The organism is Streptomyces hesseae (genome assembly GCF_031845785.1).
Classification (GTDB): domain Bacteria; phylum Actinomycetota; class Actinomycetes; order Streptomycetales; family Streptomycetaceae; genus Streptomyces; species Streptomyces hesseae.
In genome coordinates this window covers 50,989-68,946 of sequence record NZ_JAVRFI010000007.1, presented here as the reverse complement: position 1 = coordinate 68,946, position 17,958 = coordinate 50,989, and the positions used below count along the sequence as shown (strand labels likewise).

Here is a 17,958-nt window from a genome sequence, read left to right as displayed (position 1 = left end):
CGGGCCCCCGTCGCGTCGGCTGCGGCTACGCCGGAACGCTCGCCACGCCCTGCGGCAGGAAGCGGCGGCCGATGACGCGCTCGGAGATGCCCTCGCGGTCCAGGTACGGCGTGACGCCGCCCAGGTGGAAGGGCCAGCCGGCGCCGGTGATCAGGCACAGGTCGATGTCCTGCGCCTCGGCGACGACGCCCTCGTCCAGCATCAGGCCGATCTCCTGGGCGATGGCCTCCAGGACGCGCGCCCGGACCTGCTCCTCCGTCAGGACGGTGTCGCCCTGCACCAGAAGGGCGGCGACCTCCGGATCCAGCTCCGGCTTGCCGGAGTCGTAGACGTAGAAGCCGCGCTTGCCGGCCTTGACCACGGCGGCCAGGTTCGGCGAGACCTTGAAGCGGTCGGGGAAGGCGGCGGCCAGCGTCTCGGAGACGTGCAGACCGATCGCCGGGCCGACCAGCTCCAGCAGCACCAGCGGCGACATCGGCAGACCGAGCGGCTCGACGCCCTTCTCCGCCACCGCGACCGGCGTGCCCTCGTCGATGATGTTCTGGATCTCGCCCATGAAGCGGACCAGGATGCGGTTGACGACGAACGCCGGGGCGTCCTTCACCAGCACCGCCGTCTTCTTCAGCTTCTTGGCGACGCCGAACGCCGTGGCCAGCGCCCCGTCGTCGGTCCGCTCGCCGCGCACGATCTCCAGCAGCGGAAGGATCGCGACCGGGTTGAAGAAGTGGAAGCCGACGACCCGCTCGGGGTGCTTCAGCTTCGACGCCATCTCGGTGACCGAGAGGGAGGAGGTGTTGGTCGCCAGGATCGCGTGCTCGGGCACGACCGCCTCGAGCTCGGCGAACACCTGCTGCTTGACGCCCATCTCCTCGAAGACGGCCTCGATGACGAAGTCCGCGTCGCCGAAGGCGGCGGCCTTGTCCAGCGAGCCGGTCACCGAGGCCTTCAGGCGGTTGGCCTTGTCCTGGTTGATACGGCCCTTGAGCAGCAGCTTGTCGATCTCGCCGTGGACGTAGCCCACGCCCTTGTCCACGCGCTCCTGGTCGATGTCGGTCAGCACGACCGGCACCTCGAGACGGCGGACGAACAGCAGCGCCAGCTGGGACGCCATCAGACCGGCGCCCACGACGCCGACCTTGTTCACCGGGCGCGCGAGCGACCTGTCCGGCGCGCCGGCCGGACGCTTGCCGCGCTTCTGCACCAGGTTGAAGGCGTAGATGCCGCTGCGCAGCTCGCCGCCCATGATCAGGTCCGCGAGGGCCTGGTCCTCGGCGTCGAAGCCCTGACGCAGGTCGCCGTTCTTGGCGGCGGCCATGATGTCCAGCGCCCGGTAGGCGGCCGGGGCGGCGCCGTGCACCTTGGAGTCGGCGAAGGCGCGGCCGCGCTCGATGGCCTGGTCCCAGGCCTCGCCGCGGTCGACCTCGGGCCGGACGACCTCGGTCTCGCCCTTGAGGACGGAGGCCGTCCACAGCAGCGACTGCTCCAGGAAGTCCGCGCCCTCGAAGAGGGCGTCGGCGATGCCCAGGTCGAAGACCTGCTTGCCGCGCAGCTGCTTGTTCTGGTTCAGCGAGTTCTCGATGATCACCGAGACCGCGCGGTCCGCGCCGATGAGGTTCGGCAGCAGGGCGCAGCCGCCCCAGCCGGGCACCAGGCCGAGGAAGACCTCGGGCAGCGAGAAGGCCGGGATGGCCTTGGACACCGTGCGGTAGGTGCAGTGCAGACCGACCTCGACGCCGCCGCCCATCGCCGCGCCGTTGTAGTACGCGAAGGTCGGGACCGCCAGCGCCGACAGCCGCTTGAAGACGTCGTGGCCGCCCTTGCCGATGGCCAGGGCCTCCTCGTGCTTCTTCAGCAGCTCGACGCCCTTGAGGTCGGCGCCGACGGCGAAGATGAACGGCTTGCCGGTGATGCCGGCGCCGGTGATCTCGCCGGCCTTGGCCTCCGCCTCGACCTGGTCGATCGCCTTGTCGAGGTTGGCGAGGGACTGCGGGCCGAACGTGGTCGGCTTGGTGTGGTCCAGGCCGTTGTCCAGCGTGATGAGCGCGAAGCGCCCCGCGCCGGGCAGGTCGAGGTGGCGCACGTGCGCCTGGGTCACGACCTCGTCGGGGAACAGCTCGGCCGCGCCCTTCAGGAGCTCAGTGGTGGTGCTCACTTGTTGCCTCCGTCGAAGTGCGGGTTCTCCCAGATGACCGTTCCGCCCATGCCGAAGCCGACGCACATCGAGGTGATGCCGTAGCGGACGTGCGGCTGCTCCTCGAACTGCCGGGCCAGCTGCGTCATCAGCCGGACGCCGGAGGAGGCCAGCGGGTGACCGAAGGCGATCGCGCCGCCGTACTGGTTGACGCGCGGGTCGTCGTCCGCGATGCCGTAGTGGTCCAGGAGCGAGAGCACCTGGACGGCGAAGGCCTCGTTGATCTCGAACAGACCGATGTCGTCGATCGTCAGACCGGCCTTGGCCAGCGCCTTCTCGGTCGCCGGGACCGGGCCGATGCCCATGACCTCGGGCTCCACACCGGCGAAGGCGTAGGAGACCAGACGCATCTTGACCGGCAGGCCCAGCTCGCGCGCCACGTCCTCGGCGGCGATCAGCGAGGCGGTGGCACCGTCGTTGAGACCGGCCGCGTTGCCCGCGGTGACCCGGCCGTGCGGACGGAACGGCGTCTTCAGACCGGCCAGGTTCTCCAGTGTGGTGCCCGGGCGCATCGGCTCGTCGGCGGTGGCCAGGCCCCAGCCCGTCTCCCCGCCCTCGGGCGAGGTGCGGCGGATGGAGATCGGTACCAGGTCGGCCTGGATCTTGCCGTCGGCGTACGCCTTGGCGGCCTTCTCCTGGCTGCGCACCGCGTACTCGTCGGCACGCTGCTTGGTGATGTGCGGCAGGCGGTCGTGGAGGTTCTCCGCCGTCATGCCCATGAAGAGGGCCGACTCGTCGACCAGCTTCTCCGACACGAAGCGCGGGTTGGGGTCGACGCCCTCGCCCATGGGGTGACGGCCCATGTGCTCGACGCCGCCGGCCAGGGCGATGTCGTAGGCACCGAGGGCGACACCGCCGGCGACGGCGGTCACGGCGGTCATGGCGCCGGCGCACATGCGGTCGATGGAGTAGCCGGGCACGGACTGCGGGAGGCCCGCGAGGATGCCGGCCGTACGGCCCAGGGTCAGGCCCTGGTCGCCGATCTGCGTCGTCGCGGCGATGGCGACCTCGTCGATCCGGGCCGGGTCGAGGTCCGGGTTGCGGCGCAGCAGCTCCCGGATGACCTTCACGACCAGGTCGTCGGCGCGGGTCTCGTGGTAGATGCCCTTCGGGCCCGCCTTGCCGAACGGGGTGCGGACGCCGTCGACGAAAACGACGTCCCTAGCGGTACGAGGCACGTTGGCTCTCCTCCAGGTGCGGATCGCTGCGCGCGGGCATGCCTAGACGGCTCCGCCGCGGTGCGGGCTGACACCGTCATGCTACTTGCGGGTAACCACGCTGCCCAGACCCCTGGGCGGGAGCGGCGAAGGTCACATTCCGTGTGCGGCGCCGCTTCCGGGGCTCCGCCCCGGACCCCGGTCCTCAAACGCCGGACGGGCTGACAGAAGTCAGCCCGTCCGGCGTTTGAGGACAGAGCACAGCAGCCTTTAGGCCGACGCCTCCGTCAGCGCCTTCACCAGTGCCGTCGTCACCTGGTCCACCTGCCAGGCGCGTGCGCCGTGGGCCGCGAGGGCCTCGGCGACGGACTCCACGGTGGGGTGCCTCGGCGGCTCCCAGCACAGCCGGCGCACCGTGTCCGGGGTGATCAGGTTCTCCTGGGGCATGGTGAGCCGCTCGGCGATCTCGGACACGGCGGAGCGCGCCGCGGCCAGCCGGGCGGCGGCCAGCGGGTCCTTGTCCGCCCAGGCGCGCGGCGGGGGCGGGCCGGTCAGCGCCTGGCCGGGCTGCGGGAGCTCCGCGTCCGGGACGGCCTTGGCCCGGTCGATCGCGGACTGCCACTGCTCGAGCTGCTTGCGGCTCATCCGGTGCCCGAAGCCGGGCAGCTCGGCGAGCGCGTGGGTGTTGGGCGGGATGTTGAGCGCGGCCTCGATGATCGCGCCGTCGCCGAGCACCTTGCCGGGGGAGACGTCGCGTCGCTGGGCCACGTTGTCGCGGGTGGTCCACAGCTCCCGCACCACGGCCATCTGCCGGCGGCGGCGGACCTTGTGCATCCCGGACGTGCGCCGCCAGGGGTCCTTGCGCGGCGGCGGGGGCGGGGCGGAGGCGATGGCGTCGAACTCCTCGTGGGCCCACTCCAGCTTCCCCTGCCGGGACAGCTCCGTCTCCAGCGCGTCGCGGAGGTCGACCAGGAGCTCCACGTCCAGCGCGGCGTAGCGCAGCCAGGGCTCGGGCAGCGGGCGGGTGGACCAGTCGACGGCGGAGTGGCCCTTCTCCAGGGCGTACCCGAGGACGTTCTCGACCATCGCGCCGAGCCCGACCCGGGCGAAGCCGGCGAGCCGGCCCGCCAGCTCGGTGTCGAAGAGCCGCGACGGGGTCATCCCTATCTCGCGCAGGCACGGCAGGTCCTGGGTGGCGGCGTGCAGCACCCATTCGGCGTCGCCGATGGCCTCGCCGAGGGCGGACAGGTCGGGGCAGCCGACCGGGTCGATCAGCGCGGTGCCGGCGCCCTCGCGGCGCAGCTGGACGAGGTAGGCGCGCTGACCGTAGCGGTAGCCGGAGGCCCGCTCGGCGTCCACGGCGACGGGCCCGGTGCCCGCGGCGAAGGCCGCGACGACCCGGGCCAGGGCGTCGGCGTCGGCGACGACCGGGGGCATGCCTTCGCGTGGCTCCAGCAGGGGGATCGGCGCCGAATCGACGTCGTCCGGGGGGCCGCCCCCGGTGGTTCGCAGTGTCGTGTCTTCTGCGGTCTCTTGGGCGTCGGTCACTGGTCAAGGGTATCTGTGTATGGCAAGCGCCCGTCGCCGGAACGTTCCGGCGACGGGCGCGGCGGGGATTTCGGGGGGCGCTCAGTGGATGATGCCGGTGCGCAGCGCGACGGCCACCATCCCGGCGCGGTCCCCGGTGCCGAGTTTGCGGGCGATCCGGGCGAGGTGGCTCTTGACGGTGAGTGCCGAGAGCCCCATCGAGACGCCGATGGCCTTGTTGGACTGGCCCTCCGCAACCAGCCGCAGCACCTCCACCTCGCGTCCGGACAGCTCGCGGTAGCCACCCGGGTGGCCGGGGGCGCCGGGGGGCCGGCGCTGCATCCGGGCGGCGGCGGAGCCGATGGGGGCGGCCCCGGGACGACCGGGGATGCCGAGGTTCGTACGGGTTCCGGTGACGACATAGCCTTTGACGCCGCCCGCGAGGGCGTTGCGCACGGCGCCGATGTCATCGGCTGCGGACAGGGCCAGACCGTTGGGCCAGCCCGCGGCGCGGGTCTCGGAGAGCAGCGTCAGGCCGGAGCCGTCCGGGAGGTGGACGTCGGCCACGCAGATGTCGCGTGGGTTGCCGATGCGCGGCCGCGCCTCGGCGATGGACGAGGCCTCGATCACGTCGCGCACGCCCAGCGCCCAGAGATGCCGGGTGACGGTGGAGCGGACCCGGGGGTCGGCGACGACGACCATGGCCGTGGGTTTGTTCGGGCGGTAGGCGAGGCTAGCGGGTTGCTCGAGGAGAACGGACACCAGGCCTCCAGTGGGGGGAGTGGCGGGACGGGTGCCGACTTTGGGGATAAGCCGGGGCGATCCGTATGGGAAGGGTCACAAGGTCCTTCGGCAATGAAAGGGCCCGGCTTTAGGGAATGATCACGAATTGATGAGTAACAATTCGGGCAATTGAGACGATTGCCCGATCGATTCGACTGTTTCCCCGGCCGGAATCATGACCGGATAACCCACCACCCTTGACCGAAAACCGCCGGTCAAGGGTGGTTCGTCAGGAGTCGGCCACCGGTCGGCGGCCCCCGTCAGCGGCTGCTCTGCGGCCCCCGGCGCTGCGGCAGCGACACGATGCCCGCCTCGGGCGCGCCCCCCGGCGGCAGCCCCGCGATCTGGCACAGCAGGTCGCACCACGCCGACAGATGCGCCGCCGTGTCCGGCACCGCCCGCTCGGCACCCGCCGGCCCCTTCGCGGGGGCCGGCGACCACGACGCCCGGATCTCGATCCGCGTCGACGGCTCCCGCTCCCGCAGCCCCCCGAAGTAGTGGGAGCCGGCGCGTGTCACCGTGCCGCTGATCGCCGCGTACGGCACCCGGCGCGCCTCCAGCGCCCCCGTCAGCCAGGACCAGCACACCTCCGGCAGCAGCGGGTCCGCCGCCATCTCCGGCTCCAGCTCCGCGTGCACCAGCGTCACCAGCCGGAACGTGCCGCCCCAGGCGTCGTGACCCGCCGGATCGTGCAGCAGGATCAGCCGCCCGTCCGCCAGCTCCTGGTCGTCCACGACGACCGCCGCCTCCAGCGCGTACGAGTACGGGGCGAGCCGCTGGGGCGGCGGTGTCGCGTCCAGCTCGATCTCGGGCCGCAGGCGTACCCCTTGCAACCCGGCGACCGCCTGCCGGAAGACGGACGGGGTGCCCTCCCCATCCGCGTCGTCCGGACCGTCCGAGAGGTGTCCCTGCGCCGCAGCCATGCCCGGAAGACTAGGCGGAAGGACCCGCTGTTCCGGGTAGGGACACCCACACGGGCGGGTCACTCGTTCGGCCCGTGCGAAGATTTGGGGCATGAGTGAGCGCAGCCAGCAGCAGACCGGCCGCACCGCGGCACACGATTCGGCGTTTCTGAAGGCGTGCCGCCGTGAGCCCGTGCCGCACACGCCCGTGTGGTTCATGCGGCAGGCGGGCCGCTCGCTCCCCGAGTACCGCAAGGTGCGCGAGGGCATCCCCATGCTCGAGTCCTGCATGCGGCCCGAGCTCGTCACCGAGATCACCCTCCAGCCGGTCCGCCGGCACGGCGTCGACGCCGCGATCTTCTTCAGCGACATCGTGGTGCCGCTGAAGGCCATCGGCGTCGACCTCGACATCAAGCCCGGTGTCGGCCCGGTCGTCGCCGAGCCCGTCCGCACCCGCGCCGACCTGGACCGGCTGCGTGCCCTCGACCCCTCCGACGTCCCCTACGTCACCGAGGCCATCGGCATGCTCACCGCCGAGCTGGGCACCACGCCCCTCATCGGCTTCGCCGGGGCGCCCTTCACGCTGGCCAGCTACCTCATCGAGGGCGGCCCGTCGCGCACGTACGAGAACACCAAGGCCATGATGTACGGCGACCCGGAGCTGTGGGCCGACCTGGTCGACCGCCTCGCGGACATCACCGCCGCCTTCCTGCGCGTCCAGATCGAGGCCGGCGCGAGCGCGATCCAGCTCTTCGACTCCTGGGCGGGCGCCCTCGCCCCCGCCGACTACCGGCGCTACGTCATGCCCGCCTCCCGCAAGGTCTTCGACGCCGTCTCCGGCTACGACGTGCCGCGCATCCACTTCGGCGTGGGCACGGGCGAGCTGCTGGGCCTGATGAGCGAGGCCGGCGCGGACGTCGTCGGCGTCGACTGGCGCGTCTCCCTGGACGAGGCCGCCCGGCGCGTGGGCCCCGGCAAGGCGCTCCAGGGCAACCTGGACCCGGCCGTGCTCTTCGCGCCGCGCGAGGCGGTCGAGGCGAAGACGGACGAGGTGCTGGCCGCCGCGCGTGGGCTTGAGGGCCACGTCTTCAACCTCGGGCACGGCGTCATGCCCACGATGGATCCGGATGCGCTCACGCACCTGGTGGAGTACGTGCACGAGCGCACGGCACGCTGAGTTGTCCGGGGGCTCCGCCCCCGGACCCCCCTACGCCGTGGCGAAGTCGAGGAACACCGTCTCCGCTTCCCCCTGCAACCGCACGTCGAAGCGGTACGCCCGGTGCCCGCCCGGATCGGGCGCGGCCAGCAGCGTCGCCCGCCGCTCCGGCGGCAGCGCGCCCAGCAGCGGGTCCCCGTCCGGCTCCCGGAAGTAGACCCGCGTGAAGAGATTCCGCGGCAGCCCCCGGACGAAGAGGCACAGCGCCAGATACGGCACCCCCTCCGTCGGCGGCAGCGTCCGCAGCGCGTAGTGGCCGTCGCCGCCCGTGGGGACGCGGGCGAAGCCCGTGAAGCGTGCCCCGTCGCGGTGGAGGCTGCCCGGGGACCCGGTGAGGGAGCCGTCCGGGGCCGCCTGCCAGAACTCCAGGAGCGCGTCCGGCACCGGCACGCCCTCGCCGTCGAGGACCCGGCCGTGGACGGTGATCGCGTCGGGGTGACCGACGGGGGCGGCGTCGGGGCCGCCCGGGAAGGGCAGGGCCGTGCCGTAGAAGGGCCCGATGGTCTGCGAGGGCGTGGCGTGCGACGTGGCGCGCGACGACGACGGCATCAGCGACGGCCCTCCTCGGACCGGGTGGCGGCCGGGCCGTCCAGGACGATGTCCCAGCGGTAGCCGAGCGTGGACGCCGCAGGATCGTTCAGCCCGGGGTCGTAGGCGGCGATCAGCCGTCGCCGGGCGGCCGGGTCGGCGACGGAGTGCCACACCCCGTCGTGGGGGAGGAGCGGGTCGCCGGGGAAGTACATCTGGGTGACCAGGCGCTGGGTGAACGCCGTGCCGAAGAGCGAGAAGTGCACATGCGGCGGGCGCCAGACGTTCGCGTCCGGGAAGAGCGGATAGGCGCCGGGCCGGATCGTGGTGAAGCGGTAGCGGCCCTCGTCGTCGGTCAGGCAGCGGCCGGTGCCGGTGAAGTTGGGGTCGAGCGGCGCCGGGTGGCGGTCGAGCCGGTGGGTGTAGCGGCCGGCGGCGTTGGCCTGCCACACCTCCACCAGCTGGCCCCGCACGGGGCGCCCCCGGCCGTCCACGATCCGGCCGGAGACCGTGATGCGCTCGCCGATCGGCTCGCCCGGGTGCTGCCGCGTCAGATCGGCGTCCAGCGGGCTCACATCGGCCGCGCCGAAGACGGGCCCGGTCAGCTCGACGGCGCCGGGGGAGAGCGCGAGCGGTACGAGCGGCTGCCGGGGGTGGCGTTCGGCGGGGCCCAGATAGGGCTCGGGGGCAGGTGCCCCGGTCCGGTCACGCCGGTCACGTTCCTGTTCGCGTATCGCTTCGGGCGCTGCCATGGCCATGGCCTACCCCGGTCCGGCGGCGGTGATCCCCGCCGGACCGGCGATTGTCGGTCAGCGTTTCGGGCGCTTGTCAGCGTTCGAGGACCAGCGCCTGCCCCTGGCCGACGCCGACGCACAGCGCCGCCAGCCCCGTCCCCGACCCGGCCGCCGCGAGGGCGTGGGCGACCGAGCCCGTCAGCCGGGCGCCCGAGCAGCCCAGCGGGTGGCCGACGGCGATCGCCCCGCCGCGCCGGTTGACGACGGAGGGGTCCAGCTCGGGCCACTCCGCGAGGCACCCCAGGGCCTGGGCGGCGAACGCCTCGTTCAGCTCGAAGTCCGTCACATCCGCGAACGTGCGGCCCGCCTTCGTCAGCGCCCGCCGCACCGCCTCGACGGGGCCGAGGCCGAAGAGGTCCGGTTCGACGCCGGTGACCGCCGTCGCCCGGATCCGCGCCAGCGGCTCGCGGCCGGTCGCGCGCAGCCCCTCCTCGTCGCAGAGCAGCAGCGCCGCCGCGCCGTCGTTGAGAGGGGAGGAGTTGCCCGCGGTCACCGTGCCGCCGGACTTCCGGAAGGCGGGCTTCAGCGCGGCGAGCGCCTCCGCCGACGTACTGTCGCGGATCGACTCGTCCCGCGCGAGGGCCACCCTGTCGAGGGGCACGACCTCGGCGTCGTAGCGGCCCTCCCGCCACGCCGCGGCCGCCTTGCGGTGGCTGGCCAGCGCGAAGGCGTCCTGATCCGCGCGCGTGATGCCGTGCTTGTCGGCGATCAGCTCCGCGCCCTCGCCGAGGGAGACCGTCCACTGCGGCGGCATGTCCGGGTTGGTCATCCGCCAGCCCAGCGTCGTCGAGTACAGCTCCTGGTGACCGGCCGGGAACGCCCGCTCCGGCTTGGGCAGCACCCAGGGGGCGCGGCTCATCGACTCCACCCCGCCCGCGATCACCACGGACGCGTCCCCCATGGCGACGGCCCGGTACGCCTGGACGACGGCCTCCATGCCGGACGCGCACAGCCGGTTGACGGTCGCGCCGGGCACGGAGACGGGCAGCCCGGCGAGCAGGACCGCCATCCGGGCCACATTGCGGTTCTCCTCTCCCGCGCCGTTGGCGTTGCCGAGCACCACGTCGTCGACGCGGGCCGGGTCCAGGTCGGGGGACCGGTCCACCAGGGCGCGCACGACGTGTGCGGCCAGGTCGTCGGGGCGTACGGAGGCGAGGGCGCCGCCGTACTTCCCGACCGGGGTGCGGACGGCGTCGACGATGTACACATCCCGGATGCGGTCGTTCATGGGATCTCCGTAAACGTTCGTGGCGGGTGGGACGGTGGGACGGTCGTGTTGCGCGCGAGTCTCGGCCCGGTCCCGATCACTGTCAATGGGGTGCCGACCGGCCCGGAAGGGCGGTTTGAGACAGTGGAACCATGAGCGCAGCGCACACCCCCTCGCGGCATGTGGTGGTCATCGGCGGCGGCGTCTCCGGCCTTGCGGCGGCCTTGCGGCTGCTGGAGGGCGGAGCGCGCGTGACGGTCCTGGAGGCCTCCGGGCGCGTCGGCGGGAAGCTGCTCGCGGGCGAGATCGCGGGCGCGCCCGTGGACCTGGGCGCCGAGTCGGTGCTCGCGCGCCGCCCCGAGGCCGTGGACCTGGCCCGCGCGGCCGGCCTCGGCGGCCGGCTGATGGCGCCTGCCGCCACCGCGTCGCTCTGGACCCGCGGTGAGCTGCGGCCCCTGCCCAAGGGCCACATGATGGGCGTCCCCGGCGACCTCGCCGAGGTGGCCGCCTCCGGCGTCCTGTCCGCCGAGGGCCTGGCCCGGGTCGCGAAGGACGAGGAGCTGCCGCCCACCGAGCTCGGCGAGGACGTTGCCATCGGCAGTTACGTCGCCGAGCGGATGGGCCACGAGGTCGTCGACAGGCTGGTCGAGCCGCTGCTCGGCGGCGTCTACGCGGGCGACGCCTACCGGATCTCCCTGCGGACCGCCGTCCCCCAGCTCTTCGAGGCGGCGCGCGCGCACGGCACCCTGACCGCGGCCGTACGGGCGCTCCAGGAGCGGGCGGCCGCCGCGCCGCAGCAGTCGGGGCCGGTCTTCATGGGCATCGACGGCGGTATCGGAACGCTGCCGGGTGCCGTCGCGGACACGGTGCGGGCGAAGGGCGGCGAGATCTACCTCAACACCTACGTGCACGATCTGCGGTGGGTCGGCGACGAGTGGGAGATCCACTCCTCCGACTGGATCATGGAGGCCGACGCGGTCGTGCTGGCCGCGCCCGCGCCGGAGGCCGCGCGGATCCTCCACACCGCGACCCCGAAGGCTTCCGCCGAGCTCGCCGGCGTCGAGTACGCCTCCATGGCCCTGGTCACCATGGCCTTCCGCCGCTCCGACGTGGCGGGGCTGCTGCAGGGCAGCGGCTTCCTCGTGCCGCCCGTCGACGGCCGCAAGATCAAGGCGTCCACGTTCTCCAGCAACAAGTGGCGCTGGAACGCCGACTCCGCCCCGGACCTCTTCGTACTGCGTACCTCGATCGGGCGGTTTGGCGACGAGGAGGATCTGAAGCGCGAGGATTCCGAGCTGGTATCGATGTCGCTGAAGGACCTCGGTGACGCCGTCGGCCTCGCGGCGGCCCCGGTGGAGACCCGGGTGACCCGCTGGCACGGCGGGCTGCCGCAGTACCCGGTGGGCCACCTCACCCGGGTCGCCCGCATCCGCGAGGAGGTCTCCCGCCTGCCCGGTCTGCGCGTCTGCGGGGCCGCCTACGACGGTGTGGGCATCCCCGCCTGCGTCGCGAGCGGCCGGCGGGCCGCCGACGAGGTCCTGGCGACGCTCACGCAGACCCTGACGGAAGACGCCGACGGCGGCGAGTGAGAATAGGGACATGACTGACGCCTCTGACGCCCCTGTGAAGTCCCCGAACGCCGGCAAGAAGGCCAAGGACCTCAACGAGGTCATCCGCTACACCCTCTGGTCGGTGTTCAAGCTGCGCGACGTGCTGCCGCAGGACCGCGCCGGCTATGCCGAGGAGGTCGAGGAGCTCTTCGCCCAGCTGGCGGAGAAGGACGTCACGGTGCGCGGTACGTACGACCTGTCGGGTCTGCGGGCCGACGCCGACGTGATGATCTGGTGGCACTCCGAGACCTCGGACGCCCTCCAGGACGCGTACAACCTCTTCCGCCGCACCAAGCTGGGCCGCGCCCTGGAGCCGGTCTGGTCGAACATGGCGCTGCACCGCCCCGCCGAGTTCAACAAGTCGCACATCCCGGCGTTCCTCGCCGACGAGACGCCGCGCGACTACGTCAGCGTCTACCCGTTCGTGCGCTCCTACGACTGGTACCTGCTGCCCGACGAGGACCGCCGTCGCATGCTCGCCGACCACGGCAAGATGGCGCGCGGTTACCCCGACGTCCGGGCCAACACGGTCGCCTCGTTTTCGCTGGGCGACTACGAGTGGATCCTCGCCTTCGAGGCGAACGACCTGTACCGCATCGTCGACCTGATGCGTCACCTGCGGGCCTCCGAGGCGCGGATGCACGTGCGGGAGGAAGTCCCGTTCTACACGGGTCGCCGCAAGGACGTGGCCGACCTGGTGGCCGGGCTCGCCTGAGCCGGACGACGACGCCGGGCGGACTGACAGGGTCGGTCCGCCCGGCGTCGTTCGTGCGTAAACGTCGTCACGTCGTCGCGCGTGGCTCCGGGCGGGGCGCGCAGTAGACGCGACGGGCCGGGACGTCGCCCGTCAGCAGGTACGTCTCCAGGTAGCGGTTGACGCAGGTGTTGGGCCCGCCGCCGATGCCGTGGGTGCCCGCCTCCCGCTCGGTGACCAGGGACGAGCCCGGGAGCCGCTTCTGGAGCTCCAGCGCGCCCTTGTAGGGGGTGGCCGCGTCCCGCTCGGCGGCCAGCAGCAGCGTGGGCGGCAGACCGGACTTCCGGCCCAGTCTGACGTCCAGCGGCTTCTGCCGTGGTCCCTGCCAGTAGGCGCACGGCAGGTTCATGAAGGCGTTGCTCCACGTCTCGAACGGCGCACGCTCGGCGAGCTTGCTGTTGTCGCGGTCCCACACCTCCCAGGAGTGCGGCCAGGGGGTGTCGTTGCACTCGACGGCCGTGTAGACGGCGTTCTCGTTCTCGGCCGCCATCCGCGCGCCCTCCTCGCCGCCGCCGACGACAGCGAGCAGCGGCTTGTCGTCGCCCTGGAGGTACGCGGAGAGGACCTGCGCGGCGCGCGCCCAGAAGCTGTCGGTGTAGCCGGCCTTGAGGAAGACGCCCTGGAGCTGGCCGGGGCCGACCCTGCCGCCGGCGGCCCGGCGGGTCAGCGCGTGGATCGCCTTCTCGTAGGAGGCCAGCACCTCCTGGGGGGTGCGGCCCAGGTGGTAGACGGCGTGGTGCCGGGCGGCCCAGCGGCGCCAGTCGGCCCAGCGGCGGTCGAAGGCGGCGGACTGCTCCAGGTTGTTGCCGTACCAGACCTTGCGGGGGTCGGGGTTGACGACGCTGTCGAAGACCATGCGGCGTACGTGCGTGGGGAAGAGCGTGGCGTAGAGGGCGCCGAAGTAGGTGCCGTAGGAGGCGCCCACGTACGTCAGCTTCCGCTCGCCGAGCGCGGCCCGCAGGACGTCGAGGTCCCGGGCGTTGTTGACGCTGGTGAAGTGGCGCAGGTCGGCGCCGTTGCGGCGGGAGCATCCCTGGGCGTAGGCCTTGGCCTTCTTGACCTGGTCCTTCTTGTACGCCTCGGTGGGGTGCTCGGGCGCCTGGGTGGGGCCCTTGCCGAAGCCCGCCGGGTTCACGCAGGACAGCGGCGCGGAGCGGCCCACGCCACGGGGGGCGTAGCCGACCAGGTCGTATTCCTCGGCGACGTTCCGCCACTGGGGAAGGCGGGTGAGCAGCGGGTAGAACATGCCGTTGCCGCCGGGGCCCCCGGGGTTGAAGACGATGGCGCCCTGCCGGTCCTCCTCCCGGCCGAGGGCGCGGGCGCGGCTGACGGTGAGGTTGATCTGTTTGCCGCCCGGGTGGGCGTAGTCCAGCGGCACGGTCACGGTGCCGCACTCGATGGGGGCGGGCAGGCCCTCCGAGGCGGGGCAGTCGTCGAAGTCGACGCCCCGGGCGGCGGCCAGCTTGGCCGCCTGGGCGACGCCGTGGGCCTCGGCCCGCCCGTCCTGGGCATGGGCCGGGGCGGAGGGGAGGCCGGTGAGCCCTGTGAGGACCAGGGATCCGAGGGTTCCGTACAGGGCTGCTGCTCTCAGTGGCACTGGCGCCGTCCCTTCATATGTAATGCGGCAAAAGGGATAATTAGGCCAGTAGTTGATGAAGTAAAGCACCGGGGTGCGATGTCGGGTGCGATGCGCCCGAAGAGAGGCCGGTCCCGGCTCAGCCGCAGCGCCGCCCCTCGTTGACGCAGCGCACGACGGTCGCCATCAGCCCGGCGGGCATCACGTCGGCGAAGTCGGCGTGGTCGGTGACGGGCTTGCGGAGCTGCTCGGGGAAGCTGTCCACGGCGAAGGAGGGGCCCCGGGGAACGCTGTAGGTCAGCTCCATGCGCAGCTGCGGCACGGGCGTGAACCCGCGCCCACAGCGCCCCGTGGCGCTGTCGGGGAAGACCAGGTGCGTCCGGTGCCCGGCCGAGTCGGTGTGCTGCCCGTCCCAGCAGCTGGGGAAGTCCAGCAGCCGTACGACCGCGCTGCCGCGCGGGCAGAGCGGGTACTTGTCGGTGAGGTGCCGGTCGGCGAAACCGGTGCAGCTCCAGCGGGCGCGGGCGTCCTTGGTGCCGTTGGTGAAGGCCTTCGCGTCACCGGTGATCGCGCGCAGCCCCTCCGGCATGGCGGTGACCTTGGCCGTGGGGTTGCCGCGGAAGGTGAGGGCCACGCTGTCGGGGGTCAGGACGCGGCCGGAGTTGCCGCCGCCGTCTCCCTCGCCCCCCTCCGTGTCCGGCTCGGCGCCCGTCAGCCGCAGGACGGGCCAGAAGTACGCCGACTTGTCGCCCCGGGCGCAGGTGGTGCCGGCCGCCCGCAGCGAGCCGTCGGTGGAGGAGGCGTCGGTGGAGAGGTTGCCGACGTAGTCGTGGAGGTGGTGGGCGCCGTTGCGCACGCCCGGCGTGACGATGAAGTTGTCGGGGTTGCGGTGGCCGTTCTCGTTGCGGCCGCAGCGGGCGGTGAAGGTCCCGGTGGAGGCGGAGGGCTGGTTCCGGGGCGGTCGCGCGTCGGGGCGGGCGCGGCGGATGTCGGCGAAATCGGCGGGGGAGGGGCCGCCGTGGGCGTGACTGTCAGTGGGGCCTGTCACTCTGGGTGACGGACTCGGATGGGCGGAGGCGCTGCCGGTGACGGCGGCGAAGGTGCCCGCCGAGCCGAGTAACGCGAGCAGTGCGACGAGGATCAGGTGCCGGGCGCCGAGGCGGCGCCGGTGAGCGGCGGTCATGGCGGCTCAGTTCCCTTCGGAGGGTGAGGGGGACGCGGGGGAGGAAGCCTGTGGTGAGGGGGAGGACGAGGGTGCTTCGGGCGAGGGCGGGGACACCGACATGGACGAGGACGGCGGCGCCGGCGACTCGGCGGACGGGACCATGGCCGACGGGGGCGGACCGGTGACGGCGGCACCCGGGGACGACGACGGGGCCGGAGCCCCGGACGGCGGCGCCCCCAGCTGCCCCAGCTGCGCGGTGAGGGCGTCGAAGTCGACGAGACCGGTGTCCTCCAGCACCTTCATGTGGTCCAGGACGGTCGCGTTGGCGTCCTCGGCCAGCTCGCGCACGGCCGCGTTGCGGGTGGCCGCGCGGATCTGCCCGACCAGCGCGAAGACCCGGCCGTGCGCGAGCCGCAGAACATTGGTGAACTCGCGGTCGTACGCGGAGCCGTGCGCGGCGTCCAGCCGCGACAGCCAGCCGCGCTGCTCGGCGGTGGCCTGGCTGGGCAGATCGACGCCCAGCCGCGCGGCCACGTCGCGGACGTGCCGGTCGAGCGAGGTGTGGCCCTCGACGAGGTGCTCGCCCGCCCGTTTCACGGCCGCCGTGCCGCCCCGCTCCATGGCCTGCTGGCCGGCGGGCAGCTCCCAGAGCCCGGCCTGGCGGACCCGGGCGACGAAGTCGCGGTCGGCCGCCGACAGCGGCCCGAAGCGGGTGGACACCGAGCCCGCCGTGAGATCGGCGGCGCCCGTGCCGGGGCCCGCGCGGTCGCGGTACGACCAGAGGGGGAAGAGCAGCGCGGCGGCCGTCGCCACCAGGGCGGTGACGACCAGACCCGTGCCGGTGAGGGAACGTACGGCGCCTTTCGGGGATCGCATGGCACCTCCTTGTGCGGCACCGCACGTTAGGGGCCCGGTGCTGATCGCCAAGGGGATTCCGGGAAGCCCTGCCGGCGGCCGGGCCCCGGAACACCGGGCCGACCTGCGGCTCCACCGCTCCGGAGGATTCCGGCGGGAGATTGTGCGCCACGTCACTTCCGGGGCGAGGGCGCCCGAGGAGCGGGCCGCCGCCGGTAGGGTGCGCGCTTCCGCCGCCGGCCCGGGCATGGACGAGGCCCCGCGGTCGGGGGGATGCCGCGGGGCCTCGACCGGTTCAACGGACGTCCGATTGGGTTGGTTCCCGCACTTCTGCGGCAGTATGGCGGGTGGGGGTGATGGGCGTGCGCGAGCGGCCGGAAGCGAAGAGGAGCGCGAACGGAAAGGCTTACGACCCCGAGAGGCTTTTCCTCCCACCCGACGACGACCTCGCCCCGAACCGGCCCGGGGAGACCCTGCGCGCCCGGCTGGAGGCGTCCCGGACCGGCCGGGTCGGGCTCGTGCTCGCCCGGCTGCTCGGCCGGCGGCCCGTGGAGGACGCCTGGCGCCGTGAGCTGGCCGTCCAGCAGCTCGTCGGGTCGGCGCTGGAGATGCTGACAGCCGGCGGCTGGGAGGTCGTCCACTCGATCGTCCTGCCGGGGGACGACGTGATCCCCCATCTGCTGATCGGCCCCGGAGGAGTGTTCTGCGTCGCCCCCGAGCCCGCCCACGGGGCGCGGCTCACGGTGGACGACACCGCCGTCCGCTACGCGGGAGAGCGCCACCCCCGCCCGTACGTCCGGCGGATCCGGCACAGCGCGGCGCGGTCCTCGCTCGTGCTCTCGCGCGGCTGCGACTTCCCGGTACGGGCGCGGCCCGTCCTGGTGCTGGTCGGCGCGGCCGAGGTCGGGACGACCGAGCCGCCGGCGGACGTACGGGTGCTGCGGGAGCGGGACGTACCGGGGCTCGGCAGGCTGGGCGGCGTGCTGCGCCCGGAGCGGGTGGACCGGATCCACACCGTGGCGCGCAACCGGCGCGTCTGGCTCCGGGCGTGACCGGCGACGGCTCCGGGAGGGGGAGAGGGAGGGGTCAGCGGGGCCGGGGGATGCCGGTGAGGAGCTGCCGCAGCAGGTCCGCGTCCTCGGGGGCCAGGCCGTCGGCGAAGCGGGTCAGCACGATCTCCCGGTCGGGGCGGCCCTCGAGCACCTTGTGCATCCGGCGGGCGGCGAGCCCGGCCTCGTCGGTGAGGGGAGCGTAGGCGTAGGCGCGGCCGCGCGGGGTGCGGGTGAGCACGTCCTTGACGAGCAGCCGGGAGAGGATCGTGACCACCGTGCTGTAGGTCAGCTCGCCCGGCAGGGTGCTCTGGACCTCGCGGGGGGTCAGCGGGGTGCCCGCGCGCTGTAGCGCGGCGAGGACCTCGCCCTCCAGCGCGCCGTTGGCACGGCGCCGGCCCCGGCGCACGTCGTCGGCGGGTGCGGCCGCTTCCATCTCTTCCGGCGTTCCTTCCGCTGTGCCCGCCATGACCTCTACAGGAGTGTAAAGGACTCCTGCACTCCGGGTGACCTAACGGACGGACCTTCAGATTCCGGTATGGCAGACTCCCGGTAATCGGTCGGGAGAACCGAAGACGGATGTTCGGGCAAGGGTGGGGACAAGAGCGGTGAGCGAACGGCGCAGCAGGGCGCGTGCCCGTAAA

General features: G+C 73.1%; 16 protein-coding genes. 4 read left to right on the top strand and 12 right to left on the bottom strand.

Features of this window, described 5'->3' with window-relative positions:
* Positions 1–25 precede the first annotated feature (25 nt).
* The 5 genes from RM609_RS13690 to RM609_RS13670 form a co-directional block, all read right to left on the bottom strand.
* Entirely contained in the window at positions 26–2,152 is a 2,127-nt protein-coding gene (locus RM609_RS13690) for a 3-hydroxyacyl-CoA dehydrogenase NAD-binding domain-containing protein (RefSeq protein ID WP_311610788.1), read from the bottom strand.
* Positions 2,149–3,369, bottom strand: a complete 1,221-nt coding sequence (locus RM609_RS13685; RefSeq protein ID WP_311610787.1) for a thiolase family protein — start codon at positions 3,367–3,369, stop codon at positions 2,149–2,151. Before RM609_RS13685 ends, RM609_RS13690 begins: the two co-directional genes overlap by 4 nt.
* A 249-nt stretch (positions 3,370–3,618) precedes the next feature.
* Positions 3,619–4,896 (bottom strand): HRDC domain-containing protein, encoded by a 1,278-nt coding sequence (locus RM609_RS13680; RefSeq protein ID WP_311610785.1) that lies wholly within the window; start codon positions 4,894–4,896, stop codon positions 3,619–3,621.
* Between the two features lie 81 nt (positions 4,897–4,977).
* Positions 4,978–5,637, bottom strand: a complete 660-nt coding sequence (locus tag RM609_RS13675; RefSeq protein ID WP_126916532.1) for a response regulator transcription factor — start codon at positions 5,635–5,637, stop codon at positions 4,978–4,980.
* 281 nt (positions 5,638–5,918) lie between these two features.
* On the bottom strand, positions 5,919–6,581 hold the full coding sequence (locus RM609_RS13670; RefSeq protein WP_311610782.1) for a DUF3000 domain-containing protein: 663 nt from the start codon (positions 6,579–6,581) through the stop codon (positions 5,919–5,921).
* A 91-nt stretch (positions 6,582–6,672) separates the two neighbouring features.
* Here RM609_RS13670 and hemE point away from each other — a divergent pair, with 91 nt between their 5' ends.
* Positions 6,673–7,737: a uroporphyrinogen decarboxylase gene (hemE, locus tag RM609_RS13665; protein WP_311610780.1), complete on the top strand. Its 1,065-nt coding sequence runs from the start codon at positions 6,673–6,675 to the stop codon at positions 7,735–7,737.
* 30 nt (positions 7,738–7,767) lie between these two features.
* On the opposite strand, the gene pcaG is transcribed toward hemE, so the two are convergent.
* The 3 genes from pcaG to RM609_RS13650 all read right to left on the bottom strand — a co-directional run bounded on the left by pcaG (position 7,768) and on the right by RM609_RS13650 (position 10,326).
* Entirely contained in the window at positions 7,768–8,325 is a 558-nt protein-coding gene (gene pcaG, locus RM609_RS13660; protein ID WP_311610778.1) for a protocatechuate 3,4-dioxygenase subunit alpha, read from the bottom strand.
* On the bottom strand, positions 8,325–9,056 hold the full coding sequence (pcaH, locus tag RM609_RS13655) for a protocatechuate 3,4-dioxygenase subunit beta (protein WP_311610777.1): 732 nt from the start codon (positions 9,054–9,056) through the stop codon (positions 8,325–8,327). Before pcaH ends, pcaG begins: the two co-directional genes overlap by 1 nt.
* Before the next feature lie 76 nt (positions 9,057–9,132).
* Positions 9,133–10,326 carry a thiolase family protein gene (locus RM609_RS13650; RefSeq protein WP_311610776.1) on the bottom strand — a complete coding sequence of 398 codons (1,194 nt, stop codon included), beginning with the start codon at positions 10,324–10,326 and terminating at the stop codon, positions 9,133–9,135.
* Between the two features lie 131 nt (positions 10,327–10,457).
* Between RM609_RS13650 and hemG the strand changes: the two genes are divergently transcribed.
* Positions 10,458–11,894, top strand: coding sequence for a protoporphyrinogen oxidase (gene hemG, locus RM609_RS13645; RefSeq protein ID WP_311610775.1), 1,437 nt, complete (start codon positions 10,458–10,460; stop codon positions 11,892–11,894).
* A 10-nt stretch (positions 11,895–11,904) separates the two neighbouring features.
* A complete protein-coding gene (gene hemQ / locus RM609_RS13640) occupies positions 11,905–12,630 on the top strand; it encodes a hydrogen peroxide-dependent heme synthase (protein WP_311610773.1) in 726 nt (241 codons plus the stop codon).
* Between the two features lie 67 nt (positions 12,631–12,697).
* Here the strand turns inward: hemQ and RM609_RS13635 are convergent, their stop codons facing one another.
* The 3 genes from RM609_RS13635 to RM609_RS13625 all read right to left on the bottom strand — a co-directional run bounded on the left by RM609_RS13635 (position 12,698) and on the right by RM609_RS13625 (position 16,286).
* Positions 12,698–14,260: an alpha/beta hydrolase gene (locus RM609_RS13635; protein ID WP_311611062.1), complete on the bottom strand. Its 1,563-nt coding sequence runs from the start codon at positions 14,258–14,260 to the stop codon at positions 12,698–12,700.
* A 124-nt stretch (positions 14,261–14,384) separates the two neighbouring features.
* On the bottom strand, positions 14,385–15,428 hold the full coding sequence (locus RM609_RS13630; RefSeq protein WP_311610771.1) for a DUF1996 domain-containing protein: 1,044 nt from the start codon (positions 15,426–15,428) through the stop codon (positions 14,385–14,387).
* Positions 15,429–15,434: 6 nt separating this feature from the next.
* On the bottom strand, positions 15,435–16,286 hold the full coding sequence (locus tag RM609_RS13625) for a DUF4142 domain-containing protein (protein ID WP_311610769.1): 852 nt from the start codon (positions 16,284–16,286) through the stop codon (positions 15,435–15,437).
* A gap of 341 nt (positions 16,287–16,627) precedes the next feature.
* Here RM609_RS13625 and RM609_RS13620 point away from each other — a divergent pair, with 341 nt between their 5' ends.
* Complete coding sequence (locus tag RM609_RS13620; RefSeq protein WP_311610768.1) at positions 16,628–17,317, top strand: nuclease-related domain-containing protein; 690 nt, start codon at positions 16,628–16,630, stop codon at positions 17,315–17,317.
* Positions 17,318–17,351: 34 nt separating this feature from the next.
* On the opposite strand, the gene RM609_RS13615 is transcribed toward RM609_RS13620, so the two are convergent.
* The gene (locus RM609_RS13615) at positions 17,352–17,750 is read right to left on the bottom strand and encodes a BlaI/MecI/CopY family transcriptional regulator (RefSeq protein ID WP_311610766.1); all 399 of its coding nucleotides are present in this window, start codon (positions 17,748–17,750) and stop codon (positions 17,352–17,354) included.
* Positions 17,751–17,958 lie beyond the last annotated feature (208 nt).

Excerpts from the sequence above, each read along its gene's own strand:
- RM609_RS13650 (WP_311610776.1), bottom strand. The coding sequence starts at position 10,326 with ATGAACGACCGCATCCGGGATGTGTACATCGTCGACGCCGTCCGCACC.
- hemE (WP_311610780.1), top strand. The coding sequence starts at position 6,673 with ATGAGTGAGCGCAGCCAGCAGCAGACCGGCCGCACCGCGGCACACGAT.
- pcaH (WP_311610777.1), bottom strand. The coding sequence starts at position 9,056 with ATGGCAGCGCCCGAAGCGATACGCGAACAGGAACGTGACCGGCGTGAC.
- RM609_RS13615 (WP_311610766.1), bottom strand. The coding sequence starts at position 17,750 with ATGGAAGCGGCCGCACCCGCCGACGACGTGCGCCGGGGCCGGCGCCGT.
- pcaG (WP_311610778.1), bottom strand. The coding sequence starts at position 8,325 with ATGCCGTCGTCGTCGCGCGCCACGTCGCACGCCACGCCCTCGCAGACC.
- RM609_RS13625 (WP_311610769.1), bottom strand. The coding sequence starts at position 16,286 with ATGCGATCCCCGAAAGGCGCCGTACGTTCCCTCACCGGCACGGGTCTG.
- hemG (WP_311610775.1), top strand. The coding sequence starts at position 10,458 with ATGAGCGCAGCGCACACCCCCTCGCGGCATGTGGTGGTCATCGGCGGC.
- RM609_RS13630 (WP_311610771.1), bottom strand. The coding sequence starts at position 15,428 with ATGACCGCCGCTCACCGGCGCCGCCTCGGCGCCCGGCACCTGATCCTC.
- RM609_RS13670 (WP_311610782.1), bottom strand. The coding sequence starts at position 6,581 with ATGGCTGCGGCGCAGGGACACCTCTCGGACGGTCCGGACGACGCGGAT.
- hemQ (WP_311610773.1), top strand. The coding sequence starts at position 11,905 with ATGACTGACGCCTCTGACGCCCCTGTGAAGTCCCCGAACGCCGGCAAG.